Below are 24,166 nucleotides of genomic sequence, written 5' to 3' on the forward strand. Positions count from 1 at the left end.
CGCGGCGCATGGTTGACGAGAATATCGAAAACGCCAAGGCCGCCCTGCGGCTTGAGGCACACGCGGCGCGCGCAGCGCTATCGCCAGCACAGCGCGCCGATGCGGCTGCCACTGTGGCTGATCTGTTTTTCAATGAGATCGACTTGCAGCCCGCCGATGTGGTGGCGGCCTATTGGCGCATTCGCGACGAGTTGGACTGTCAGCCCATTCTGGTTCGTTTGATGGACAGCCACCAGACCGTGGTGCTGCCGGTGGTGCTTGGACCCGAGCAACCTCTCGAATTACGCGTCTGGGAGCAGGGCGCCTCACTTTACGAAGCGGGCTTTGGCACGCTGGCGCCGTCAGAGTTGGCACCGCAGACCGAACCCGATGTCATCATCATGCCATTACTGGGCTTTGACAGTCAGGGAACGAGGCTGGGCTATGGAGGCGGCTATTATGACCGCACCCTAGCGCATATGAAAAAGTCGCCCAAGCTGATCGGTCTGGCCTTTGCGGCGCAGGAACTGGACAGCATTCCGCGCGACAGCCACGACGTGCCGCTGGATGCCATCATCACCGAAGCCGGCGTGCGCCATTTTGGCGACAACGCATGAGACTGTTGTTTCTGGGCGATGTGATGGGCCGTTCGGGCCGCGACGCGGTCAATGATCGCCTGCCCGGCCTCATCGAGACCTATGGCCTGGACTTCGTTATCGTCAATGGCGAGAATGCCAGCCACGGCAAGGGTCTGACCGAAAGCCATTTCAACGCGATCCGCCAGGCGGGAGCGGATGTGGTGACCTTGGGTGACCACGCGTTCGACCAGCGCGAAACCATTTCCTATATCGAGCGTGAAGATACGCTGATCCGGCCGATCAACATGCCGCCGGGCACGCCTGGTCGTGGCGCCATGTTCGTTGAGGGCCGCAATGGTCATCGCGTGCTGGTGGTCAATGCGCTGGGTCGGGTATTCATGGGCCCCGCAGATGATCCGTTCCGCGCAGTGGAAGCTGCTGTTGCGGCGTGCCCGCTGGGCGAACAGGCCGATGCGATCGTGGTGGATTTCCATACCGAAGCGACGTCAGAAATTCAGGCCATGGGACATTTCCTCGACGGCAAGGTCAGTCTGGTTGTGGGCACCCATACCCATATTCCCACCGCTGATCACCGCGTGCTCAAGGGTGGCACGGCCTTGATGGCCGATGCGGGGATGTGCGGGGATTTCGATTCCATTATCGGCACCGATACCGATGAGCCGCTCAACCGGTTTCTAACCGGCATTCCCAATGGCCGGTTCTCACCATCGGAAGGCGAGGCCACGCTTTGTGGCGTGGTTATCGAGACCGACCCGCGCTCGGGGCTGGTCAAGACGGTCCAGCCGCTGCGTATCGGTGGTACACTGGCCCAGGCTGAACCACGCTTTGACTAGCGTCTAGCTGGTGGAACGTCGGGCGGCACTTTGCGGGCTAATGCCTCGATAGATGGTGCAAGTTATGCACAACCCGATCATTTGTGTTGCACATGCCAGTAATGTGAGTGCCCAATGACAATTGGGTGATCGCTTGGGGCCATTATCCATTTGCGTGTCCTCCCGGCCACCACAGCACGCCCGAAACAGTTGAAACCAACTGCTTATGGAGCACGGGCTGCATGGATCCGATTATCAATTTTCTCAACGATATCTTCTGGGGCTATGTCCTCATTTACGGTTTGCTGGCCGTCGGGTTGTTTTTCACGGTCCGGCTAGGCTTTGTGCAATTTCTGCAATTCCCGGAAATGTTCAAATCGGTTCTGGGCTCCAAAAAGAACGACAAATCCGGCATCACCCCTTTCCAGGCGCTGTGCACCAGCCTTGCCTCACGCGTCGGCACCGGCAATCTGGCGGGCGTGGCGGTGGCGCTTTATCTGGGCGGGCCAGGCGCGCTGTTCTGGATGTGGATGGTGGCGCTGGTCGGCATGGCGACCGCCTATGCGGAGTCCACGTTGGCGCAACTTTACAAGACCCGAAATCAAGATGGCGACTATCGCGGTGGCCCGGCCTTCTACATCGCGCGCGGTCTGGGAGCGCCCTGGGCGGGTGGCATTTTCTCGGTCTGCCTGATCATCGCCTTCGGGCTGGTGTTCAACGCCGTGCAGGCCAATTCGATTGCCGATGCCTTCCAGGGCGCCTTCGGCTTTGAAAAGATCTGGGTCGGGATTGCCGTTGCGGCGCTGACGGCGGTGGTGATCTTTGGCGGCATCAAGCAGATCGCCCGGGTTGCCGAGCTGCTGGTGCCGTTCATGGCGGTGATCTATCTGGCCGTGGCGCTGTTCGTGGTGTTCAGCCATATCGGGGAGGTACCCGGTCTGCTGGTGATGATCGTCGAGAATGCGTTTGGCTTTGGAGCCGCCACGGGTGGCATTGCCGGCGCGATGCTCAACGGCATCAAGCGCGGGCTGTTCTCCAATGAGGCCGGCATGGGCTCAGCGCCCAATATCGCGGCCGTCGCCACGCCCAATCCACACCATCCGTCATCACAGGGCTTTGTGCAGGCGCTCGGTGTGTTCATCGATACGTTGCTGATCTGCACAGCCACTGGCCTGATGATCCTGCTCTCGGGCGTGATGGTGCCCGGTGGCGAACTGACCGGAACACCGCTGACACAGGCGGCGATGACCGTTCATATCGGGGGCGCCGGACAGTACTTCATCGCCATTGCGATCCTGTTCTTCGCGTTCACCTCGATCATCGGCAATTACTCCTATGCCGAGAACGCCATGACCTTCCTCAAACTGAGCAGCAAGCCGTGGATCACGGCATTGCGACTGGGCGTCTTGGCCATGGTGGTATGGGGCGCCTATGAAAGCGTCGCGACCGTGTTCAATGCGGCGGACGCCTCGATGGGTCTGATGGCGACGGTCAATCTGATCGCCATTGTCATGCTGTCGGGCACGGTCGCCAAGTTGACCAAGGACTACGCCAAACAACGCAAGGCGGGCCTTGAGCCCAGCTTCCATGCGGCTGACTATCCCGAACTGGCGGGGCGGATCGATGAGACGATCTGGACCCGCGACGCCTGAACAGTGCGGGGTCGGTTGGCGCCGACCCCGCCTCGTGCCTTTTCTTTTGCCGCACCGGATTCTATAAGCGGGCGAATTTTTCTCTTAGACGATCCGGGGTTTATCGAATGGCCGGCCATTCCCACGCCAAAAATGTGATGCACCGCAAGGGCAAGAGCGACGCGGTTCGCTCGAAGATTTTCTCCAAGCTCGCGCGCGAAATCACCGTTGCAGCGAAAATGGGCATGCCTGACCCGGCGTTCAATTCCCGCCTTCGACTGGCCGTCACCAATGCCCGTGCCCAGTCCATGCCCAAGGACAACATCGACCGCGCCATCAAGAAGGCAATCGGCTCGGACGGCGAGAACTTCGAAGAGATCCGCTATGAGGGCTATGGTCCCGGCGGTGTTGCGCTCATCGTTGAGACGCTGACTGACAATCGCAATCGCACTGCCTCCAATGTCCGCTCCTATTTCTCCAAGAATGGCGGCGCAATGGGGGAAACCAACTCTGTCGGCTTCATGTTCGACAAGGTTGGCGAGATTGTCTATCCGGCCAGCGCCGGCACCGAAGACGCCATCATGGAAGCGGCCATCGAGGCGGGCGCCGATGACGTCGAGAGCAGCGAGGATGGCCACTACATCACCACGACTTTTGAAGCGATGGTGGATGTTGCTGCAGCGCTCGAAGCTGCATTGGGTGAGGCTGAATCGGTCAAGGCCGTATGGAAGCCGCAGACCAACACGCCAATCGACGCGGACAAGGGCGCTACGCTGATGAAGCTGATCGCGACCCTGGAAGAAGATGATGATGTGCAGAACGTCTATTCGAACTTCGAGATGAGCGACGAGGACATGGCCAAGCTCGACGTATAGTCGGCAGCAGGCCAACAGGATTTGGGGGCGGTGCCAAGGGTGCCGCCCTTTTTCTATGCGCTGCAGGGCAGGCTGGGGATGGGCAGGTCGGCGACGTTGACCACGGTCGACCGGTTGCGGCCCGTCTGCTTGGCCTTGTAGAGGCGTTGATCGGCAATGCGGAACAGTTCAGCGAAACTGGCGCGCCCTTCAAAGACTGCACCACCAATACTGACCGAGAGCGTGCGCTGGCGCCCGTCCGGGTTGAAGACGGCGAGATTGACCGAGCGGCGAATGCGCTCGGCAATGGCCTCGGTTTGAGAATAATCCAGGTCCGGCAGATAGACGGCAAATTCCTCCCCACCCATGCGACCCACCAGATCGCCGGTGCGCAGCACAGAGCGGATCGAGCGGGCGATGATGGCCAGAGCCTGATCGCCATTGTCGTGGCCGAACAGATCGTTGATCGCCTTGAAATTGTCAGCGTCGATCATCAGCAGTGCGCCGGTGGCGGTGGTGTCACGCTGGGCCAGCAATATGGTGACCCGGGCGGTGAAGGCGCCGCGATTGAGGCATGAAGTCAGGCTGTCGGTGCGGGCGACCAGACCCAGCCGCATATTGCTCAAGGCCAATCCCCGTACGCGCATGCCCAGAAACAGAAACAGCGGAATGCCCAGCAGGGCGGGGAGCACGGTGGCGCTGAAAATCGAGCGCTGCAGGGCGGTGGGGCCCAAATCACCAAACATCAGCGTGTTGAAGGCCACCGACACCAGCATACACGACAGAGTACCGAACAGGGTCCACCGGCCAACGCTGGACCAGCTCTGCAGGGCAGTCAAAGTCTTGGAAGGTAACATCGGACAATCTCCGGCTTGCGAACGGCGCAACTGAGCGCGGGCGGATGTAAATAGGACGAAGTCTGGTCGTGCACCTCGATCAGAGATGTTGGCTGGTTTGGGTCATGCGGCCTGCATCATCGCTACGCAATCACGGCCGGAGTTCTTGGCTTGGTAGAGGCGTTGATCGGCATGACGGTAAAGTACAGAAAACTGTGTTCTGGCGGAGTAGATAGCGCCTCCAATCGAAACTGAGAGTGGCCATTTGGTACCGGCTGGACAAAAAGCGATGGCCGCGACGGCACTGCGCACGCGCTGTGCAACCCGGTCGGCTGCGACAGCATCGGTGCCGGGCAGGAAGATGCCGAATTCCTCGCCACCCAAGCGGCCAATGATGGCGGCGGTGTTGGCCGTGGCGGCATGCAGCGCATCGGCGATCTGGCGCAGGGCCTGATCGCCGACGTCATGCCCGAAACGGTCGTTGACGGTCTTGAAGTTGTCCGCATCGATGACGAGCAGAGCGCCGCCAGCGTTTGCGGGGGCGTCGAGATAGTCGGCCACCTGATGGGTAAAGCGCCGCGCGAGCGGCACCCGGTTAACCAATCGGTCGAGAGCAGTGCCTGGAGCTGCAGATTGGCCTGGCGCAGCTGCTCGTGACGCAGTGTCAGCACAAATACCAAGGGGCCACCCAGGATGATGGGCATGGTGATGGCCACGAGCAGTCCGGCTAGGCTCGTGCCTGCTGAAAAAGTCTCCATGATCACATTGGTCAAAATGACCGAAAGTGCCACGGAGACGGCGGTTGCACTGCCCGCAATACGCTTGATCCGGCGCCACGATTTTATCGGCAGCTCGGTGTTTAGTCCGGTCATTTATTGATCCCTGCATCCCTTGGTCGGAACGCTAGGGGGGCATCTTGAAGAATGTGTTGGCGGGATCGATAAAATTTTAGCCAGATAGAGGTTATCCACCGTCGACGTTGCCATTTTGTTCACATTGAACTTGGTAGGATTGGCGCCTGTGATTAAGGATACCCCATGAGCTTATCCACACGAATCATCGGCATCGATCCGGGCCTGCGCCGCTGCGGCTGGGGCGTGATCGAAAGTCAGGGCAGTCGGCTGACCTTTGTTGGCGCAGGAACGGTGACGCCACCGGTCGACGGTTCGCTGGCCGAACGGCTTGCGGTGTTGTTTTCCGGGTTGGGCGCGGTCATGGACCGCTATGTGCCCGCAGAAGCTGCCGTAGAAGAAACCTTCGTCAATGCCGGGGTGCGCTCGGCTCTGATTCTCGGGCAGGCGCGGGGGTGGCATTGCTGACCCCGGCAGCACGCGGCTTGCCGGTAGCCGAGTATGCCGCCAATCTGGTCAAGAAGTCGGTGGTCGGGACCGGTCATGCTGCAAAGGGGCAGGTAGAATTGATGGTCAGGACCTTGATGCCGACGGCCGATTTCAAAGGGCCCGATGCGGCTGATGCGCTTGCGATTGCGATCTGTCACGCCCATCACCGGGTGGGCAACCAGCGATTGAGGGCAATGGCATGATCGGCAAGCTCAAGGGACTGATCGATAGCTTTGGCGATGACCATGTGCTGATCGACTGTGGTGGGGTGTGTTACGAGGCCTATTGCTCGAGCCGCACGCTGCAGGCCCTGCCGCGTGTCGGGGAAGCTGGCGTGGTGTTCATCGAGACCATCGTGCGCGAGGACATGATCCGGCTCTATGGTTTTGCAACCGAGAGCGAGAAGGCTTGGTTCAATCTGCTGTCGACTGTTCAGGGTGTGGGCGCGCGGGTGGCGCTGTCGATCCTGTCGGTGTTGTCGCCATCAGAACTGTCGAGCGCCATAGCGCTGCAGGACAAGGCGATGATTGGCCGCGCCAATGGTGTGGGTCCCAAGCTGGCGGTGCGCCTGTTGACCGAACTCAAGGGCAAGGTGCCCACCGGCGCCGGTATTGATGCTGGCACGCTGGGGCTGCAGGCCGCGCTGGGTGATGGTGTTGCGCCGGGCGCGATTTCGGATGCGGTTTCGGCGCTGACCAATCTGGGTTATTCGAGCGCACAGGCATCGGCCGCGCTGGCCCGAATCGTGGCGCGTGAGGGGGAGGGTATCCCCACCGAGAAACTGATCCGGCTAGGATTGCGGGAGCTGAGTAGTTGACTGATCTGACCTCTCCAGCCGCCGGGCGCGACGACAATCTTGATGTGTCGCTGCGTCCCTCGGGCTTTTCCGAGTTTGTCGGTCAGGCTGCAGCGCGTGCCAATCTCGAAGTCTTCATCCAGGCGGCCAAACAGCGTGGCGCAGCGCTGGACCATGTGTTGTTTGTCGGCCCGCCCGGTCTGGGCAAGACGACGCTGGCGCAGATCATTTCCAAAGAATTGGGCGTTGGCTTTCGCGCGACGTCGGGCCCGGTGATTGCCAAGGCTGGCGATCTGGCCGCCCTGCTGACCAATCTCGAAGAACGCGACGTGCTGTTCATCGACGAGATCCACCGGCTCAACCCGGCGATTGAGGAAGTGCTCTATCCCGCGATGGAGGATTTTCAGCTCGATCTGATTATCGGCGAAGGTCCGGCTGCCCGCTCGGTGCGGATTGATCTGGCCAAATTCACGCTGGTCGGGGCCACGACACGTGCCGGGCTGCTGACCACGCCGCTGCGTGACCGTTTCGGCATCCCGGTGCGGCTCAATTTCTATACGCCTGAGGAGCTGGTGCAGATCGTGACGCGCGGCGCGCGTTTGCTGGGCATGCCCATGGCGCCTGATGGGGCCATGGAGATTGCCCGCCGGTCGCGCGGAACACCGCGCATTGCCGGGCGGCTGCTGCGCCGGGTGACCGATTTCGCGCTGGTGGACGGATCGGGCGAGATTACCCGAGCCATCGCGGACAAGGCGTTGCTGCGGCTTGATGTGGATGCGCGCGGGCTCGATCAGCTCGATCGGCGCTATCTGACCACGATTGCCGATTTCTATGATGGTGGCCCGGTGGGCATTGAGACCATTGCCGCTGCATTGAGTGAGCCCCGTGACGCCATTGAAGAAATCGTTGAGCCCTATCTGCTGCAGCAAGGTTTCATTCAGCGCACCCCGCGTGGCCGCATGCTGACAGGCGCTGCTTTCCAGCATCTGGGCAAGGTTGTGCCGCAGGGATTTGTTGGCATGCAGTCCAGCCTGTTTGAGGAGCCCGAGGTGTGAGCGTGCATCGCTTCCCGGTCCGTATCTACTACGAAGACACCGATTTTTCGGGCAATGTCTATCATGCGGCCTATTTGAAATTCTTCGAGCGCGGCCGCACTGAGTTTCTGCGTGATGCGGGTATCCATCATTCCGAACTGGCAGCGCAGGGCGTGGCATTTGCAGTCCGCTCGATGGATATCCAGTTCGACAGCGCGGCCCATATCGACGATCTTCTGACGGTAACGACCGCTGTTGCCTCCGCCACCGGCGTACGACTCATGCTGACCCAGACCATCATGCGCGCGGACACCGTACTGACGCGGGCCAGCGTGATGGTAGTGGCGATCAAGACAACGGGCGGGCCTGCCCGTATGCCGGCTGCGGTGCGCGCGCTGGTGACTCCGGACAGCTAGGCGCTTCGCCCCGGCGGAGTGGCTGATCACATCTCGGTGCTTGTTGCGCGCCGAATCGCTTTGTTAACCAATCCTTGACCATAATTGCGGCAAAGCGAGCTTATGCCCGGCTGCCTATCCGCAACGGTCCGGTTTCCGGGCATTTCTCTTAATTTTGACAGATTTCGACCCCATCGCCTGATGGCAGAGGGTCGGGTGCGTGAACCGGGCCAAAAAGGATCACTACATGGAAGCCATGGACGCTGTGGGTGCCGCTGTGCCGCACACCGATTTTTCCATATGGGGCTTGTTCTGGGCTGCCGACTGGATCGTCAAGTCGGTGATGCTGGGATTGCTGGGTGCCTCGATCTGGTGCTGGGCGATCATCATCGACAAGACCATCATTTATCGCCGCACCAATGCCGAGATGAACCGCTTTGAGCGGACATTCTGGTCGGGTCAGTCGCTTGAAGAGCTCTATCAGATGCAGTCCGAGAAGCCATCGGGCGGCATGGGCGCGGTGTTTGTGGCCGCGATGAAGGAGTGGAAGCGCAGCCACGAGCAGAATGCGGCGAGCTTTGTGGGCATGCAGCAGCGCCTGGACAAGGTGCTCGATGTCGCAATTGCCCGCGAGAGCGAAAACCTGGAAAAACGGCTGGGCTTTCTAGCCACTATCGGTTCGGCCGGACCATTTATCGGTCTGTTCGGCACGGTGTGGGGCATCATGAATGCCTTTACCGCCATTGCGGCGTCTTCAAGCACCAATCTTGCGGTGGTCGCCGGGCCGATCGCCGAGGCTCTGTTTGCGACCGCCATTGGTCTGGTCGCGGCTATCCCGGCGGTTATCGCCTACAACAAGCTGAGTTCCGACTCATCCAAGATGGTGGGGCGTCTGGAAGGCTTTGCCGACGAGTTCTCGACCATTCTCAGCCGCCAGCTCGAAGCGCGGAGCCACTAGCATGGGCATGGGCGCAGCAACCAGTGGCGGGGGCGGCGGACGCCGCCGTCGCGGCCGCAAGAAAGCGGTGATGAGCGAAATCAATATTACGCCCATGGTGGACGTGATGCTGGTTCTGCTGATCATCTTCATGGTGGCAGCGCCAATGATGACGGCTGGCGTTCCCATTGACCTGCCGCAGACGGCGGCCAATGAAATGCCCAGTCAGACCCAGCCGGTCACCGTCGCAGTGACGCCTGAGGGGGTGATCTATGTCGACGAGAATGCGGTTGCCGAGGCCGAACTGATCAATACATTGACCGGAATGAACACCAGCCCGGAAGACCGCATCTTCCTGCGCGGCGATACCACGGCTGACTACGGCTCGGTGATGCGCGTAATGGGCATTCTGTCGGCGGCAGGCTATACCAAGATCGGTCTGATCACCGAGCGGGAACCGGGCTAGTCCAGTGCGCATCGGCGTAACCGCATCGATCATCGCCCACATCGTTGTGCTGACCATCGGCCTGATCAATCTGGGTCTGGCGGAGCCATTGATGCCGGCGGTGGAGTCGATCTCGGTCGATCTGGTGCCGGTGGAGGAATACTCCAATATTCGCGCCGGCCAGCTCGACAGCACGATTGTCGATACCCAGACGCCATCACTCGTTGAAGATGATAAGCCCGCCGAGATTGCCCAGCCTACGGGCAATACCGAGCAGGACCAGGTGACGCCGTCGCCCGCCGACATACCAACGCCCGCCCCGGTGACCAACACCGCGCCTGCGCCCGAAAGCCAGCCCGAACCTGCCCCTGAGCCGGATCCCGCGCCCGAGCCTGCGCCGGCACCTGAGCCTGTTGTTGCCCCCGTGCCAGCAACGCGACCCACGCCTGCTCCAGAGCCAACGCCAGAACCCACTCCTGCGCCTGAGCCGACTCCTGAGCCCGTGCCAGCGCCGACGCCTGAACCAGCGCCAACGCCGGAGCCTACGCCCGAGCCAACCCCTGAACCTACACCGGATCCGGTGACGCCGGCGGTCGCAGCGCCGGTGCCGGCATCGCGCCCAGCCAATCTGGATCAGAAGCGGCAGCAGTTTGCAGCCGCCGAGGCGGAACGGAAGAAAAAGGAAGAAGAAGAGCGCAAGCGAGCAGCTGCGGCCCAACAGGCGCAGCAACAACAGCCCAAGCCGCAGCTCGATGCCTCACTGGCCGACGATATTTCTGCCATTATCAACAATGATAAGACCACCGGTGGCACCACCGGACAAGGTGGCACGCCGACACTGGGTGACACGACGGGTACCTCTGCCCGTTTGAGTCAGTCGGCCATTGATGGTCTGGTGGCGCGGATCAAGACATGCTGGAACCTGTTGCCCAGCGATATCAATAGTGGGCTCAATGTGCGCCTGATGGTGACCATGAACCCTGATCGGACCGTGGCCGGCACACAGATTATTTCGGCCGATGCCTCTGCGGCAGGTGGCGCGGTGGCCCGCGCAGCGCAGCGTGCGGTGACACAGTGCGGACCCTACGAGATGCTTTCGGCAGACGCTTATGATGAATGGCGGCAGATTGAAGTGGAACTGCGGCCGTGACTTTGAATTGGTACGCTGGGCGCGCAACATGGCGCACCTGCGGCGAGATTGGAGACGATAAATGACATTGCTTACCCGGCGCCTGGCGCTCAAACTTGGCTTGGCCGGTGGCGCGTTGCTGGCCGGCTCTTCGCTCGCCATGGCGCAATTGCGCATTGTGGTGGAGGGGGCCAATTTCCAGCCATTGCCCATCGCCATTCCTGATTTCGCGTCCTCGGACCCCGCCTTTGGTCGGGAAATCGCCGAGATCGTGCGCAACAATCTGCGCCGCTCGGGCCTGTTTCTGCCGCTCGATCCAGCCTCGCTGCCGGTGCAGGTCGGTGACGTCAATGCGACCCCAGATTTTCCGACATGGCGGACTGCCAATGTCGACGCGTTGGTGATGGGCGGCGTTGAGCGCGGGGGCCAGATTTCGTCCTCGGTGCGCGTCTGGGATACGCAGCAGGCTGCGCAGGTGGTGGGCAAGAGCTATAACACCGATGCCAATTCGAGCCGCCGCGTTGCTCATATCATTTCCGATGCGATTTATGAATCCCTGGCCGGTGGTTCGGGCTATTTCGATACGCGGGTGATCTATGTGGCCGAAAGCGGCCCCAAGGCCAATCGTGTGCGGCGTCTGGCAATCATGGATCAGGACGGCGCCAATGTGCAGTATCTGACCGATGGCAGTTCGATGGCGCTGACGCCACGCTTTTCGCCTAATGGCGATATGGTCACCTATATGAATTTCGCGGACGGCAACCCTCAGGTCTATCTGCTGCAGTTGTCGACAGGCCGTCAGCAGCGCCTGACCGATGTGGGCGCGATGACCTTTGCGCCGCGCTTCTCGCCTGATGGCGGTACGGTTGCCTTCTCGGTAGAGCAGGGCGGTTCGACCAATATCTATACGACCGGCGTCAATGGCGGGCAGCCGCTGCAACTGACATCGGGTGCGGCCATCGACACCGGCCCGTCCTATTCGCCTGACGGCAGCCGGATCGTGTTCGAAAGCGATCGAGGTGGCTCGCCGCAGATCTACATGATGAGCGCCGGTGGCGGTAACGCCCAGCGCATCAGCTTTGGTCAGGGGAGCTACTCGACCCCGGTGTGGTCGCCCAAGGGTGATCTGATCGCCTTTACCCGGCAGTCGGGTGGACAGTTCAATATCGGCATCATGAATAGCGATGGGTCGGGCGAGCGGATGCTGTATTCTAGCTTCCATGCCGAGGGTCCGAGCTGGGCGCCCAATGGTCGGGTGATCATGTTCTTCCAGGATCCGGGCGGCAATGACGGCCCCAAGCTGATGAGCGTGGATATCTGGGGGCGCAATCTGCTCACCGTGCCTACCGAGAGCTATGCCTCGGACCCGTCATGGTCCGAACTGCGCGGTTGATCCACGCCAGCACCGAAACAAAATCAGATGGCCATCCGCAGCAATACGGGTGGCCATCTTGCTGTTCAACCAAGGGCTTAACCTTAATGTGATGCCAGTAGGCGCTGTGGCGCCACAGCATCATCACAAAAAAGCCAGCATTCCCGCCACATTGGCGCCGCGATAGGCAATGATTAACCACGCCAGCAAACCCGGCCTTAAGACTAAGTGCGGTAAATGCCGAACTTAAGATTTTCGCCTTTCCAGGAGCCCACCGTGGTTATAACCGCACCGTTCAACACCGCATTGCGTGCCGCCGCGATGCTCCTTTTCGTCGTGGCAATCGCGGCCTGTTCGCGTACGCCCAACACCATGCCGACGGGTGTGGGCAATCTGGGCCCCGGCGGCGGTGCCCCCGGCAGCCAGCAGGAATTCCTGGTCTCGGTTGGCGATCGCGTGTTCTTCACCACCGATTCCAGCTCGTTGACATCGGAAGCTACGGCCACGCTGGACAAGCAAGCCGCCTGGCTGAACCAGTATCAGAACTACCGCATCATGATCGAAGGCCATGCCGACGAGCGCGGTACGCGTGAATACAACATCGCCCTGGGCGCGCGTCGTTCCTCGGTGGTGGTCAATTATCTGGTGTCGCGCGGCGTCAGTGCCAACCGCATCACCAGTCAGTCGTTCGGCAAGGAGCGCCCTGTCGCGATCTGTAACGACATCTCGTGCTGGAGCCAGAACCGCCGCGCGGTCACTGTCGTCCAGTAGAGTTAGACAAACGGTTCTCCCCTCACGGGAGAGCTGATTTTATCCAGTGCAAACTGGAGGCAAGAGCGCCCGGAGCCATGTAAATGGCCCGGGCGCTTTCTTTGACCAAAATTGGCCTTTATTTGCAGGCCTGCAACGGTTCATGGTTTTCGTGCACAACCAGACCACTGGAGGCTCAGTATCTTGAAGACACTTATTTCAAACAGGGCGCGCGCCCCGCTGGCGATTGCCGCGGTGTTGATGGCCGGGGTTGGAACCCCGACATTGGTCAATGCCGCCATGTTTTCCACGCCACCGGCCAATATCGGACAGGTAATCAGCGATGCTTCGCCAGATCGGATTCTGGTGGCGCAGTCCCAGGATACCGCGCAGCTGATGGTGCGACTGCAGCAGCTTGAGGAGCAGAACCGACTGCTCAATGGTCAGATCGAGGGACTGACCTTCCAGCTCACGCAGCTGCAGGAAATCGTCAACCGCATGGCGGAAGACAATGAATTCCGCTTCCAGGCGCTGGAAGGCGGTGGCAGCCCAAAAACTGATGCGGCAACCCAAGCAGGCGGCGCGATGCAGCCTGAGGCGTTGCCGCAGGACCCGGCCAATGCAGCTGACGCCGAAGGCGTTCCAATGACTGATATTCCCGAGCAGGGCGTGCAGCCGTTGCCCGGGGAGATCGAATTTGATCCCACCTTTACCGATGGCAGCATGCCCATGGATGATATGGGCGAGTCGTTTGACCCGCTTGTGGGCACCGGCGCGATGGGGGGACTTGATCTGGTGACAGGCGAGCCGCTGGATCTCAATTATGATCCGGCCGCGGCTGCCACCGGCAACCCTGATGCCGACGCGCAGTTCGCTGCCGGCTTTGAAGCTATCAGCAGCGGCGACTATCCGTTTGCCGAGGATCAGTTCAGCCAGTTCCTGGCGCTCTATCCCGACAATCCACAAGCTACCGAAGCGGCCAATCTGCTGGGTGACGCGCTGCTTTATCGCGCGGCCTATAGCGAAGCCGCCGATGTGTTGCTCAACGCGTTCCAGAAGGCACCAGAGCACCCCCGTGCGCCAGATCTGCTGCTTAAGCTGGGGATGAGTTTGTCGGGCGCCGGCGAGCGTGAAACGGCCTGTCGGACGCTGGCGGAAATCGACAATCGCTATGCCGATCTGTCAGCCGTGTTCCTCACCCGTCTGGCTCAGGAAAAAGCTCGCGCCGAATGCCCGCCCGGCTAGGTCCTGATCTCGATAGCGAGGGCGGACTGGCCGCGCTGTTCGCTGCGGTAGCGGACGCGCCGGCCATTGGTCTGGCCGTTTCAGGTGGTGCTGACAGTCTGGCGTTGCTGGTGCTGGCGCAGCGCTGGGCGACCAGCCTGGCCAAGCCGCCGCGCCTGCATGTCTATTCGGTCGATCACGGCTTGCGGCCCGAAGCAGCCGCTGAAGTGGCGATGGTGCTGGCGGCGTGCCAGTCACTGGGCGTTGCCGGGAAGGCGCTGCGATGGGATGGTGACAAGCCTCAGTCGGGCCTGCAGGAAGCGGCACGGCTGGCGCGTTACCGCCTGATAGGGGCAGCGATGAAGTCCGACGGTGTAGCGGTCTTGCTGACGGCTCATCACCGCAATGATCAGGCCGAAACGGTGTTGATGCGGCTCGCCCATGGCAGCGGTATCGAAGGACTCAAGGGCATGGCGCCGATGGCACAGGTGGAAGGTGTCCGGCTGCATCGTCCGCTGCTCGATGTGCCTCCTGACGCGCTGCTCAGTGTTGTCGAGGCGGCCGGGCTGGAGCCTGCGGCTGACCCGTCCAATGTTGATCCGCACTATGAGCGCGTGCGCTGGCGTCAGGCTATGCCGGGGTTGAGCGAACTCGGGCTGGACGCGGCGACCCTCGCTTTGTTTGCAGCGCGCATGTCGGAAGCTGATGCCGCCATTGCGCAGATGGCAGAGGCCTGCTTTTCCGAGATCGTGCGACTGGATGGATTTGGTGCCGCGCGCATTGAGTTGCTGCCGTTTATGGGACTGAGCGCGGCGATTGCCACCCGCGTCTTGAGCCGGGTGCTCAACATTGTGGGCGGGCGTCAGAAACCGCGCGCATTGGGCCAGGTCGAACGGCTACGCGAGTCCATTGCCAATGATGATGTACCGCGCTCCACCACCGTGCTGGGATGCGTGGTCCGGATCAAGGGCGATGCGATTGCCGTCGCGCGCGAACCGGGGCGCAGTCTGCCGCCCGATGCCCTGTTGCACCCGCGGGGCGAACTGGTCTGGGATGAGCGGTTCCGCATCATCAACGGGTCTGACGACAAGACACTGACGGCGAGCGTGGCCGATTACCTGCCGCGCCATCGCCTGGAGGATTTTCTGGGCTTCAAGGTAACGGCACCGGCCGAAGCCATTCGCACTGCCCCCATTGTGCGCGATGCCGAGGGTGGTGTGCTGTCGCTTGGTGGGTGGTCGTTCGATGAACGCATCACGGTGCAATTGTTGATCGACTAGTCACGCTGTCGTCTGGGACTGGCATTGGGCCGTGCACTCGTCTCAGCCTGATTGCGCCATTTGGGGCTGTATGGGGAAAAGCCCAAAGCCGAGGAAACCAAAGCCGTGGCCACAGCGTATTAACCCCGTAATGACAATATGACTGGACGGAAGGACCAAACCGCCGCAGGTCTGGCCCTTGTATCGCCCTAATGCCGGACTTACATTCGGCACACTAACCGCGCCTCCTAGCGCGGCCTTCTCCGGGACAGGATTGATGAACGGAAATTTCCGCAACTTTGCCATCTGGCTGGTCATTCTCTTCATGCTGATGGGCCTGTTTCAGGTCTTTCAGTCGTCGACCCGCTCAATTTCCGTTGCTGACAAGAGCTACAGCCAGTTCGTGACCGACATCGATGCTGGTCGCGTGCAGAACGTGGTGATCACCAATAATTTGGTGTCGGGCACACTTTCTGACGGTACACGGTTTGAAACCGTGCTGCCTGATGGCGCCGATGTCATCACCAAGCTTGAGAACAAGGACGTCTCGATCACGGCGCAGGCGCCAGAGTCGAGCCCGTTCTGGTCGATACTGCTGTCTTCATGGTTGCCTTTCATCGTCATTATCGGCGTGTGGTTCTTCTTCATCCGGCAGATGCAGGGTGGTGGCAAGGGCGGCGCGATGGGCTTTGGCAAGTCGCGCGCCAAGTTGCTGACCGAGTCCACAGGCAAGGTGACGTTTGAAGACGTTGCCGGCGTGGACGAAGCCAAGCAGGATCTCGAAGAGATCGTTGAATTCCTGCGCGATCCTGGCAAGTTCCAGCGTCTGGGTGGTCGTATTCCACGCGGTGTGCTGCTGGTGGGCCCTCCGGGTACCGGTAAAACGCTGCTGGCCCGTTCGGTCGCCGGCGAAGCCAATGTGCCGTTTTTCACCATTTCGGGTTCTGACTTCGTTGAAATGTTCGTCGGCGTGGGCGCCAGCCGCGTCCGCGATATGTTCGAACAGGCCAAGAAGAACGCACCCTGCATCATTTTCATCGACGAAATCGACGCCGTCGGTCGCCAGCGTGGCGCCGGCCTGGGCGGCGGCAATGACGAGCGCGAACAGACGCTCAACCAGTTGCTGGTCGAGATGGATGGTTTTGAAGCCAATGAAGGCATCATTCTGATCGCCGCAACCAACCGTCCCGACGTGCTGGATCCTGCGCTGCTGCGCCCCGGTCGTTTCGACCGTCAGGTCGTGGTGCCAAACCCGGATGTGTCGGGTCGCGAGAAGGTGCTCAAGGTTCACGTCCGCAAGGTGCCGCTGGCCCCTGATGTGGATCTGAAAGTGCTGGCCCGTGGTACCCCCGGCTTCTCTGGTGCCGACCTGATGAACCTGGTCAACGAGGCGGCTCTGATGGCAGCGCGGCGCAATAAGCGCTTCGTCACCCATGCCGAGTTCGAAGATGCCAAGGACAAGATCATGATGGGCGCCGAGCGTCGCACCATGGCCATGTCCGAGGACGAGAAAAAGCTGACCGCCTATCACGAAGCTGGCCATGCCATCATCGCGCTTAAGGTCGCCGGTATCGACCCGATCCACAAGGCAACGATCATTCCGCGTGGCCGGGCCCTGGGCATGGTAATGACCCTGCCCGAGAGCGACAGTTATTCGTTCTCTCGCGAGAAGGCGCTGGCTCGTCTGACCATGCTGTTTGGTGGTCGCGAGGCCGAGATCATCAAGTTTGGTCCTGAAAAGGTGACCAGCGGTGCTTCGGGTGATATCCAGATGGCGACCAGCCTTGCCCGCTCGATGGTGATGGAATGGGGCATGAGCGAGAAACTCGGTCGCGTTCGCTACAAGTCGAATGATCAGGAAGTGTTTCTGGGCCATTCGGTGACGCAGAGCCAGCATATGTCGGACGACACGGCGCGCATCATCGACCAGGAAGTGCGCAAGCTGATCGAGGATGGCGAGGCGTCGGCCAAGGACATCCTGACCACCTATCACGACCAGTGGGAAGCCATTGCGCAGGCGCTGCTCGAATACGAGACGCTAACGGGTGATGAGTTGCGCGCGCTGATGGAAGGGCATCAGCCAATCCGTCCCGATGACACCAATACGCCTACCAAGGCGAGCGGTGTGCCCTCTGCCGGCAAACCCGGCAAGAAGCGCCCTGATGCCCCACCTGAGGGCGGCATGGAGCCACAGCCCGAGAGCTAGGGCAGAGACAATATTTGAAGGGGCCGCCGCGAGGCGGCCCTTTTGCATTGCAATGTTTTCCGCTATGCCGCCAGAAAGTGGTATTATTCAAAGCGACCGTGCGGTGGCGCGACGAGGGGTAAGATAATCATGGCACGCAAATATTTCGGCACCGATGGTATTCGTGGCCTGGCCAATGGCAACAAGCTCACCCCTGAACTGGCCCTCAAGGTCGGCATGGCCGCCGGACAGAAATTTGTGCGTGGCGATCATCGAAATCGCGTGGTGATCGGCAAGGATACGCGACGCTCGGGCTATATGATCGAGCAGGCGCTGACTGCAGGGTTCACTGCGGTGGGTATGGACGTGTATCTGCTCGGGCCGATGCCCACGCCGGCCGTGGCCATGTTGACCCGTTCGCTGCGTGCCGATCTGGGTGTGATGATCTCGGCATCGCACAACCCCTTTGAAGACAATGGCATCAAGCTGTTCCGGCCCGATGGCTACAAGCTGAGCGATCAGATCGAACTTGAGATCGAGCGGCTGATCGATAGTGACCTGAGCAAGACGCTGGCGCATGGCCGCGATATCGGGCGGGCCCATCGCGATGAAGAAGCCCGCACGCGCTACATTGAATATGCCAAGCGCACCCTGCCGCGGAATACCGACCTGGCTGGCCTGCGCGTGGTGCTCGATTGCGCCAATGGCGCGGCTTACAAGGTTGCGCCGATCGCGCTGTGGGAACTGGGTGCCGAAGTGTTCACCATTGGCGACAAGCCCGATGGATTCAACATCAACGATAAGGTCGGCTCGACCGCGCCTGAGGCTGTCGCGGCCAAGGTGCGCGAAATGCGGGCCGATATCGGCATTGCACTGGATGGTGATGCCGACCGGGTCATCATCGTTGATGAAAAGGGCAATGTGGTCGATGGCGACCAGTTCATGGCCGTGATCGCCGAAAGCTGGCTCCAGCGCGAGGTGCTCGTCGGCGGCGGCATTGTCGCTACCGTGATGTCCAATCTGGGTCTTGAGCGCTATCTTGGCTCGCTGGGGCTGACGCTGGAGCGCACTCAGGTGGGCGATCGCTATGTGCTTGAGGCGATGCGCAGCAAAGGCTTCAATGTTGGTGGCGAGCAGTCTGGCCACATCATCCTGTCGGACTTCACGACGACGGGCGATGGTCTCGTTGCTGCGCTGCAACTGTTGTCTGTGCTCAAGGCGCAGGATCGCCCTGTGTCGGAAATCTGTGCGCGCTTCACCAAGGTTCCGCAGTTGTTGCGCAGCGTGAAATTCAAGTCAGGCAAGCCGCTTGAGGACAAGCAGGTGATGGCGGCCATTGCTGATGGTCAGGCCATGCTTGGTGCTGGTGGACGTCTTGTTGTGCGGGCTTCGGGCACTGAACCTGTTATCCGCGTAATGGGCGAGGCTGACGATGCTGGCCTGGTTTCGACAGTGGTTGAGCAGATCGAGGCGGCTATTCGTGATATCGCTTGAAGTTGTTAACAAGTGTAATACGGTAGTAACACTTGTTAACGGATGCATAACGTCTGCAAACGGCACTGTCGTGCCGGTAGGGTTAAATCTTTAGGTTAAGTCACATTTAAGGAAGTTGTTCGATATTGGGCGCAATCGACAATTGTCGTGGCAACCAAAGGACATTTTCTCATGCGCAAGCTCATCGCTGCGATCATGGTGGCAGGAGCCGCCCTTGTTGGCGGTCAGGCAATCGCCGCCGATCTTCCGTATTATCCACCTGTTATCGAGATCCCTGATGTCGACTACGGTGTGCAGGGTTCATTCTATCTGCGCGGTAGCGCGGCCGGCAATGCGCTGTGGGCAAAGGAAGCCTCGGCCTATGAGTGCGTTGCCTGCGGTGGCACCTCGGTGATCACCAATTTCCCATTCGTGGCCATGGGCTATGGTTATAGCGTCGGTGCTGGCGTCGGTTATGAAACCGGCACTGGTCTGCGCGTTGACGCCACCGTCGACCTGATCGGCAATGAAGGCCTCAAGGTCACCAAGGACGCGACCTACGGCGCTCGCCAGGGTGACTATACCCTCAAGCTGCGGTCCACCCTGGCTCTGGCCAACGCCTATTACGATTTCTCGTTTGGCGGTGACTACGGCTATGGCGCTGCTGGCGGCGCGTTCGGTTATGTCGGCGCCGGTACCGGTGTGGCATTCAACAATTTCGAAGTCAGTTCGCCTGCTGGCGTGACTGTCCCCTCGGGCGACAATGTCAGCTTTGCTGCAGCCGGCATGGTCGGCGTTGGTTACGATTTCGGCGCTCTGGTCGCCGATGTCGGCTACCGCGCCGTCTATATCAACCGCATCAGCAATGACGTGGCCTTCCCTGACACGGTGACTACCGATCACAACTGGCTGCACGAAGTGCGCGGCACGCTGCGTTACCGCTTCAACTAATCGGGTCGGCGGGCCAGCCACGACGGCTCGCCTCTGACTTAGAATTGGCCGGCGTCCCAAAAGGGCGCCGGCTTTTTGCTGTCAGGCTGCTGGACAGGGGCAGGTGGGCTGTGCACACCTCTAGTGGTTCTGGGAGGATGAATATGAAAGTTCTGGTTATTGGCGCCGCCGGTATGGTTGGGCGGAAGCTGGTTGCGGCCTTGCTTGCTGCCGGACAGATCAATGACAAAGCCATCTCGTCGCTGACTCTGGCCGATGTGGTTGAGCCTTCGGGGTTGGGCATTGATATCGCGCACACCGTGATTGCTACCGATCTGTCGGAAGAGGGTGCGGCTGCCAGCCTGATCGCTGAACGCCCAGACATGATCTTCCATCTCGCGGCAATTGTGTCGGGAGAAGCCGAAGCAGACTTTGAGAAGGGCTACCGGATCAACCTGGATGGCACGCGTGCGCTGCTGGAGTCGATCAGGCTCGCCAGCCAGTCCGAACCCTATTGTCCGCGACTGGTGTTCACCTCCTCGATCGCGGTATTCGGCGAGCCGCTCCCGGCCGTGATTGGTGATGAATTTCAACAGACGCCGCTCACCAGCTATGGCACGCAGAAAGCCATTTGCGAGCTATTGCTCTCCGACTATTCGCGACGCGGCTTTGTCGATGGTGTGGGCATCCGGCTGCCAACAATTGCGGTGCGACCGGGCAAGCCTAACAAGGCGGCTTCAGGCTTTTTCTCGGGGATCATCCGTGAGCCTCTTGCAGGACTTGAAGCGGTGCTGCCGGTTGCCGATACGGTGCGGCACTGGTTTGCCAGTCCGCGCGCCGCAGTGGGGTTTCTGTTGCATGGCGCGGCGATGGACACTGCGCAGTTGGGCAGTCAACGCAATCTGTCGATGCCAGGCCTTGCCGTGACAGTCGGCGAACAGATTGCAGCGCTTGAGCGGGTCGCCGGACCAAAGGCCGTGGCGCTGATCCGGCGCGAACCCGATGCGGTCATTGCCGATATGGTCGCCGGCTGGCCCAAGGCCTTTGAGGCCAAGCGCGCCCGGTCCATGGGGTTTGTGGGTGACGCCAGCTTTGACGAAGTTATCGAAATTCACATTGCCGACGAACTGGGTGGCAAGGTCGCGCTCTAGACGTTTTGTGCGTCAGACAAAGCTGTGGCGGGGTCGTGACCCCGCCACAATAGACTATTCAGCGTCTTTGGATGTCTTGGACTGCAGGGCGTCGACGATCTGCTGGCTGGAGATCGAACCAACTTCCTTGCCGTCCTCGTCCGTCACGCCAATTGTGTCGGCGCCGCTGGACAGCGCATCAATGACATCGGCAACCGGTGCGCCCATTTCGACCTGAACATCGTTGTCGGGGGTGGATGGCGTGCCCGGATCGTCGGTCAGCATCACGTCTGAGGCCTGCAATACCCGCAGCGGGTTCATATGGGTGACAAAGTCTTCCACATAACCATTAGCCGGATTTGCGGTGATTTCCTGCGGCGTGCCGCACTGGATGATCCGACCGCCATCCATGATTGCAATGCGGTTGCCCAGCTTGAAGGCTTCATCAAGATCGTGGCTCACGAAGATGATGGTGCGCTTGAGCTTGGCCTGCAGTTCGAGCAGTTCATCCTGCAGACGCGTCCTGATCAACGGATCGAGTGCGGAGAAGGGCTCATCCATGAGCAGGATCGGCGCGTCAGTCGCAAAGGCGCGGGCCAGACCGACACGCTGTTGCATGCCGCCTGAAAGCTCTGAAACCTTGCTGTCAGCCCAGTCGGAGAGCCCGACCAGTTCGAGCTGTTCCTTGACCTTGGCTTCGCGCTTGGCGCGGCTCATGCCGCCCAGCTCAAGACCGAGCGCCACGTTGTCGGTGACATTGCGCCAAGGCAGCAGACCAAATTGCTGGAACACCATGGCGACGCTTCTGCGCCGCAGGCGCAGCAGATCGTCCTTGCTGCAATTGCTGGGGTCGCAACTCCAGTCGCCAACATTGACGTGCACGGTGCCACGGACCACGGGGTTAAGGCCATTGACGGCGCGCAATAAGGTTGACTTGCCCGAGCCCGACAGGCCCATCAGGACAAGGATTTCGCCTTCCTGAACGGTGAGAGAGCAATTGTGCACGCCCAGGATCTGCTGGGTTTCCTGCTGGATATCGGCACGGGTCTTGCCCGCATCCATCATTGGCAGGGCGCTTTCGGGCTTGTCCCCGAACACGATGCTCACATTGTCGAATACTACAGCGTCGGTCATTTCTGTTGGCTCCCTATGCGCAGCATCCGGTCAAGAATAATGGCGACGACGACGATGACGAAGCCACTTTCAAAGCCGAGAGCGGTGTTGACCGAGTTCAGGGCGCGCACCACGGGAACGCCGAGGCCATCGGCGCCAACCAGGGCAGCGACAACAACCATGGACAGGGAGAGCATGATGGTCTGGTTCAAACCGGCCATGATCTGGGGCAGGGCGTAGGGTAGTTCCACCTTGACCAGTTTCTGGGTGCCGGTGCCGCCAAAGGCGTCGACCGCCTCAAGCAATGGCGTGGGTGTGGTCGAAATGCCCAGATAGGTTAGGCGGACCGGCGCGGGCAGCACGAAGATCACGGTTGCGATCAGGCCGGGGACCATGCCGATGCCGAAAAAGACAATGGCGGGGATTAGGTAAACGAAGGTTGGCAGGGTCTGCATCAGATCAAGCACCGGCTGCATATAGCGGTACAGTTTGGGGCGATGCGCCAGGAAGATGCCGATGGGCACACCAATGGCCATGCAGACAATGCACGAGCTCATCACCAGAGTCAGGCTCTCGGTGGTTGCTTCCCAATAGCCCTGGTTGAGAATGAACAGGAAGCCGACCAGCACCAGTGCGCAGGTCTTCCAATTGCGCTGCAGGACCCAGGTCAGGCCTACAAAGGCGGCAATGATAATCAGGGGGTGGGGCGTCTGCAGCACCCAGAGGAGGCCATCGATCAGGGCCTCGGCCGCATCGGCCATAATGTCGAACGCGCCAGAGAAATTGTCGCGGAGCCAATCGAAGAAGGCCGCTGCCCACTTGCCGATCGGGATCTTGTTGTCTGTCAGCCAGTCCAAAGCACTGCTCCTTTAAGGGACCAGCCCGACCCCATGGCCGGGCTGGTCATTGTCATTAAAGGCCCAGTGCTGCCTTTACAGCGGCTGCGCCGTCGCCACCGTCCAGCGTGGTGACGCCATCAACCCAAGCCATAACGGCGTCGGGGTTGGCCTTCATCCATGCAAGCGATGCGTCGCCGGCTTCTTCGCCGTCATTGAGGATCTTGCCCATGATCTCGTTTTCCATTGGAAGCGAGAACTTCAGGTTCTGCAGCAGCTTACCAACATTGGCACATTCTTCAACATAGCCCTTGCGGGTTACGGTCTGAACGATGCCTTCGCCGCCGAAGAAGTCTTCGCCGCCGGGCAGGTACTTGATCGGGAAGGCCGAATTCATCGGATGGGGCGCCCAGCCGAGGAAGACCACGTCCTTGCCGTCCTTCACGAGGCGGTTGACCTGGGCCAGCATGCCCTGCTCGGAGCTTTCGACAACCTTGAAGCCTTCGAGGCCGTGGGTGTTGTTTTCGGCCAGCTCGACGAGATAGGCATTGCCTTCATTGCCTGGCTCAATGCCGTAGATCTTGCCATCCAGTTCGTCGCGGAAATCGGCGATCTTGGAATAGGAGGTCAGGCCCTTGTCAAAGGTATAGGCTGGAACGGCCAGCGTATAATTGGTGCCTTCAAGGTTGGTGGCGACCGCTTCGATCTCACCGCTTTCAAGGTATGGGCCAATGGCGCCAGCCTGAGCAGGCATCCAGTTGCCAAGGAAGATATCAACGTCATCGCTCTCGAGCGATGCGAATGTCACAGGCACGGACAGCACCTTGACGTCGACGTCATAGCCGAGGGCTTCAAGCACCTGGCGAGTCGCAGCAGTGGTGGTGGTGATGTCGGTCCAGCCGACGTCAGAGAAGACCACCTCTTCGCACTGACCAGCGGCGAAGGCAGAGGTCGACAGCAGCGACACAGCCAAAGCGCTCGTCAGCGTGAGAATAGGTTTAATCATGGGTTTGCTCCTGGGTGGCAAAAAGGGAACCAAAAATATTGTTGATTGACTGTTCAATCAAAACCTACATGATGGGCAATGTAAACCCCTAGGTCTGGAAA

24 protein-coding genes and 1 pseudogene are annotated in these 24,166 nt (G+C 60.4%); 20 read left to right on the forward strand and 5 right to left on the reverse strand.

Annotated features, from left to right (window positions below; all coding sequences use genetic code 11):
- Positions 1-8: 8 nt before the first annotated feature.
- The 4 genes from AC0L37_RS02455 (at position 9) to AC0L37_RS02470 (ending at position 3,896) form a co-directional block, all read left to right on the forward strand.
- Positions 9-596, forward strand: coding sequence for a 5-formyltetrahydrofolate cyclo-ligase (locus AC0L37_RS02455; RefSeq protein ID WP_282222094.1), 588 nt, complete (start codon positions 9-11; stop codon positions 594-596).
- Positions 593-1,411, forward strand: a complete 819-nt coding sequence (locus AC0L37_RS02460; RefSeq protein WP_212656877.1) for a TIGR00282 family metallophosphoesterase — start codon at positions 593-595, stop codon at positions 1,409-1,411. The genes AC0L37_RS02455 and AC0L37_RS02460 overlap by 4 nt, the downstream gene beginning before the upstream one ends.
- Positions 1,412-1,632: 221 nt before the next feature.
- Entirely contained in the window at positions 1,633-3,042 is a 1,410-nt protein-coding gene (locus AC0L37_RS02465; RefSeq protein WP_212656878.1) for an alanine/glycine:cation symporter family protein, read from the forward strand.
- 107 nt (positions 3,043-3,149) lie between these two features.
- Positions 3,150-3,896, forward strand: coding sequence for a YebC/PmpR family DNA-binding transcriptional regulator (locus AC0L37_RS02470; RefSeq protein WP_269370236.1), 747 nt, complete (start codon positions 3,150-3,152; stop codon positions 3,894-3,896).
- Positions 3,897-3,949: 53 nt separating this feature from the next.
- Here AC0L37_RS02470 and AC0L37_RS02475 read toward each other — a convergent pair whose 3' ends face one another.
- Both AC0L37_RS02475 and AC0L37_RS02480 read right to left on the reverse strand, forming a co-directional pair.
- Positions 3,950-4,732 carry a GGDEF domain-containing protein gene (locus AC0L37_RS02475; RefSeq protein ID WP_269370237.1) on the reverse strand — a complete coding sequence of 261 codons (783 nt, stop codon included), beginning with the start codon at positions 4,730-4,732 and terminating at the stop codon, positions 3,950-3,952.
- A gap of 102 nt (positions 4,733-4,834) precedes the next feature.
- Complete coding sequence (locus tag AC0L37_RS02480) at positions 4,835-5,302, reverse strand: GGDEF domain-containing protein (RefSeq protein WP_473314125.1); 468 nt, start codon at positions 5,300-5,302, stop codon at positions 4,835-4,837.
- A gap of 111 nt (positions 5,303-5,413) precedes the next feature.
- Between AC0L37_RS02480 and AC0L37_RS02485 the strand changes: the two genes are divergently transcribed.
- The 16 genes and pseudogenes from AC0L37_RS02485 (at position 5,414) to denD (ending at position 21,131) form a co-directional block, all read left to right on the forward strand.
- Positions 5,414-5,590, forward strand: a complete 177-nt coding sequence (locus AC0L37_RS02485; RefSeq protein WP_473314128.1) for a hypothetical protein — start codon at positions 5,414-5,416, stop codon at positions 5,588-5,590.
- Positions 5,591-5,748: 158 nt separating this feature from the next.
- A pseudogene (gene ruvC / locus AC0L37_RS02490) lies at positions 5,749-6,254 on the forward strand (crossover junction endodeoxyribonuclease RuvC).
- Positions 6,251-6,868 (forward strand): Holliday junction branch migration protein RuvA, encoded by a 618-nt coding sequence (gene ruvA, locus AC0L37_RS02495; protein WP_269370243.1) that lies wholly within the window; start codon positions 6,251-6,253, stop codon positions 6,866-6,868. The pseudogene ruvC and the gene ruvA overlap by 4 nt, the downstream one beginning before the upstream one ends.
- A complete protein-coding gene (gene ruvB / locus AC0L37_RS02500) occupies positions 6,865-7,902 on the forward strand; it encodes a Holliday junction branch migration DNA helicase RuvB (RefSeq protein WP_282222092.1) in 1,038 nt (345 codons plus the stop codon). The genes ruvA and ruvB overlap by 4 nt, the downstream gene beginning before the upstream one ends.
- Positions 7,899-8,297 (forward strand): tol-pal system-associated acyl-CoA thioesterase, encoded by a 399-nt coding sequence (gene ybgC, locus AC0L37_RS02505; protein ID WP_282222091.1) that lies wholly within the window; start codon positions 7,899-7,901, stop codon positions 8,295-8,297. The genes ruvB and ybgC overlap by 4 nt, the downstream gene beginning before the upstream one ends.
- 235 nt (positions 8,298-8,532) lie before the next feature.
- Entirely contained in the window at positions 8,533-9,234 is a 702-nt protein-coding gene (tolQ, locus tag AC0L37_RS02510) for a protein TolQ (protein ID WP_212659054.1), read from the forward strand.
- Between the two features lies 1 nt (position 9,235).
- On the forward strand, positions 9,236-9,679 hold the full coding sequence (gene tolR / locus AC0L37_RS02515; protein ID WP_212656885.1) for a protein TolR: 444 nt from the start codon (positions 9,236-9,238) through the stop codon (positions 9,677-9,679).
- A 4-nt stretch (positions 9,680-9,683) separates the two neighbouring features.
- Entirely contained in the window at positions 9,684-10,808 is a 1,125-nt protein-coding gene (locus AC0L37_RS02520) for a hypothetical protein (protein WP_282222090.1), read from the forward strand.
- A 61-nt stretch (positions 10,809-10,869) separates the two neighbouring features.
- Positions 10,870-12,180 (forward strand): Tol-Pal system beta propeller repeat protein TolB, encoded by a 1,311-nt coding sequence (gene tolB / locus AC0L37_RS02525; RefSeq protein WP_269370251.1) that lies wholly within the window; start codon positions 10,870-10,872, stop codon positions 12,178-12,180.
- 300 nt (positions 12,181-12,480) lie between these two features.
- Positions 12,481-12,930 carry a peptidoglycan-associated lipoprotein Pal gene (gene pal, locus AC0L37_RS02530; protein WP_249327682.1) on the forward strand — a complete coding sequence of 150 codons (450 nt, stop codon included), beginning with the start codon at positions 12,481-12,483 and terminating at the stop codon, positions 12,928-12,930.
- Positions 12,931-13,113: 183 nt separating this feature from the next.
- Positions 13,114-14,154: a tol-pal system YbgF family protein gene (locus tag AC0L37_RS02535; protein WP_282222089.1), complete on the forward strand. Its 1,041-nt coding sequence runs from the start codon at positions 13,114-13,116 to the stop codon at positions 14,152-14,154.
- Entirely contained in the window at positions 14,139-15,413 is a 1,275-nt protein-coding gene (gene tilS, locus AC0L37_RS02540; protein WP_282222088.1) for a tRNA lysidine(34) synthetase TilS, read from the forward strand. The genes AC0L37_RS02535 and tilS overlap by 16 nt, the downstream gene beginning before the upstream one ends.
- A gap of 256 nt (positions 15,414-15,669) precedes the next feature.
- The gene (ftsH, locus tag AC0L37_RS02545; RefSeq protein WP_282222087.1) at positions 15,670-17,598 is read left to right on the forward strand and encodes an ATP-dependent zinc metalloprotease FtsH; all 1,929 of its coding nucleotides are present in this window, start codon (positions 15,670-15,672) and stop codon (positions 17,596-17,598) included.
- Positions 17,599-17,727: 129 nt separating this feature from the next.
- The gene (glmM, locus tag AC0L37_RS02550) at positions 17,728-19,071 is read left to right on the forward strand and encodes a phosphoglucosamine mutase (RefSeq protein WP_212656892.1); all 1,344 of its coding nucleotides are present in this window, start codon (positions 17,728-17,730) and stop codon (positions 19,069-19,071) included.
- A gap of 171 nt (positions 19,072-19,242) precedes the next feature.
- Positions 19,243-20,001 (forward strand): outer membrane protein, encoded by a 759-nt coding sequence (locus tag AC0L37_RS02555; RefSeq protein ID WP_212656893.1) that lies wholly within the window; start codon positions 19,243-19,245, stop codon positions 19,999-20,001.
- 143 nt (positions 20,002-20,144) lie between these two features.
- Entirely contained in the window at positions 20,145-21,131 is a 987-nt protein-coding gene (denD, locus tag AC0L37_RS02560; protein ID WP_282222086.1) for a D-erythronate dehydrogenase, read from the forward strand.
- A gap of 54 nt (positions 21,132-21,185) precedes the next feature.
- Here denD and choV read toward each other — a convergent pair whose 3' ends face one another.
- From choV to choX, 3 genes are read right to left on the reverse strand one after another with little or no spacing between them, the layout of a single operon-like run.
- Complete coding sequence (choV, locus tag AC0L37_RS02565; protein WP_282222085.1) at positions 21,186-22,244, reverse strand: choline ABC transporter ATP-binding protein; 1,059 nt, start codon at positions 22,242-22,244, stop codon at positions 21,186-21,188.
- Positions 22,241-23,080 (reverse strand): choline ABC transporter permease subunit, encoded by an 840-nt coding sequence (gene choW, locus AC0L37_RS02570; RefSeq protein ID WP_212656896.1) that lies wholly within the window; start codon positions 23,078-23,080, stop codon positions 22,241-22,243. Before choW ends, choV begins: the two co-directional genes overlap by 4 nt.
- 55 nt (positions 23,081-23,135) lie before the next feature.
- Complete coding sequence (gene choX, locus AC0L37_RS02575) at positions 23,136-24,065, reverse strand: choline ABC transporter substrate-binding protein (RefSeq protein ID WP_212656897.1); 930 nt, start codon at positions 24,063-24,065, stop codon at positions 23,136-23,138.
- Positions 24,066-24,166: the final 101 nt, after the last annotated feature.

Source organism: Devosia sp. J2-20 (assembly GCF_055808475.1).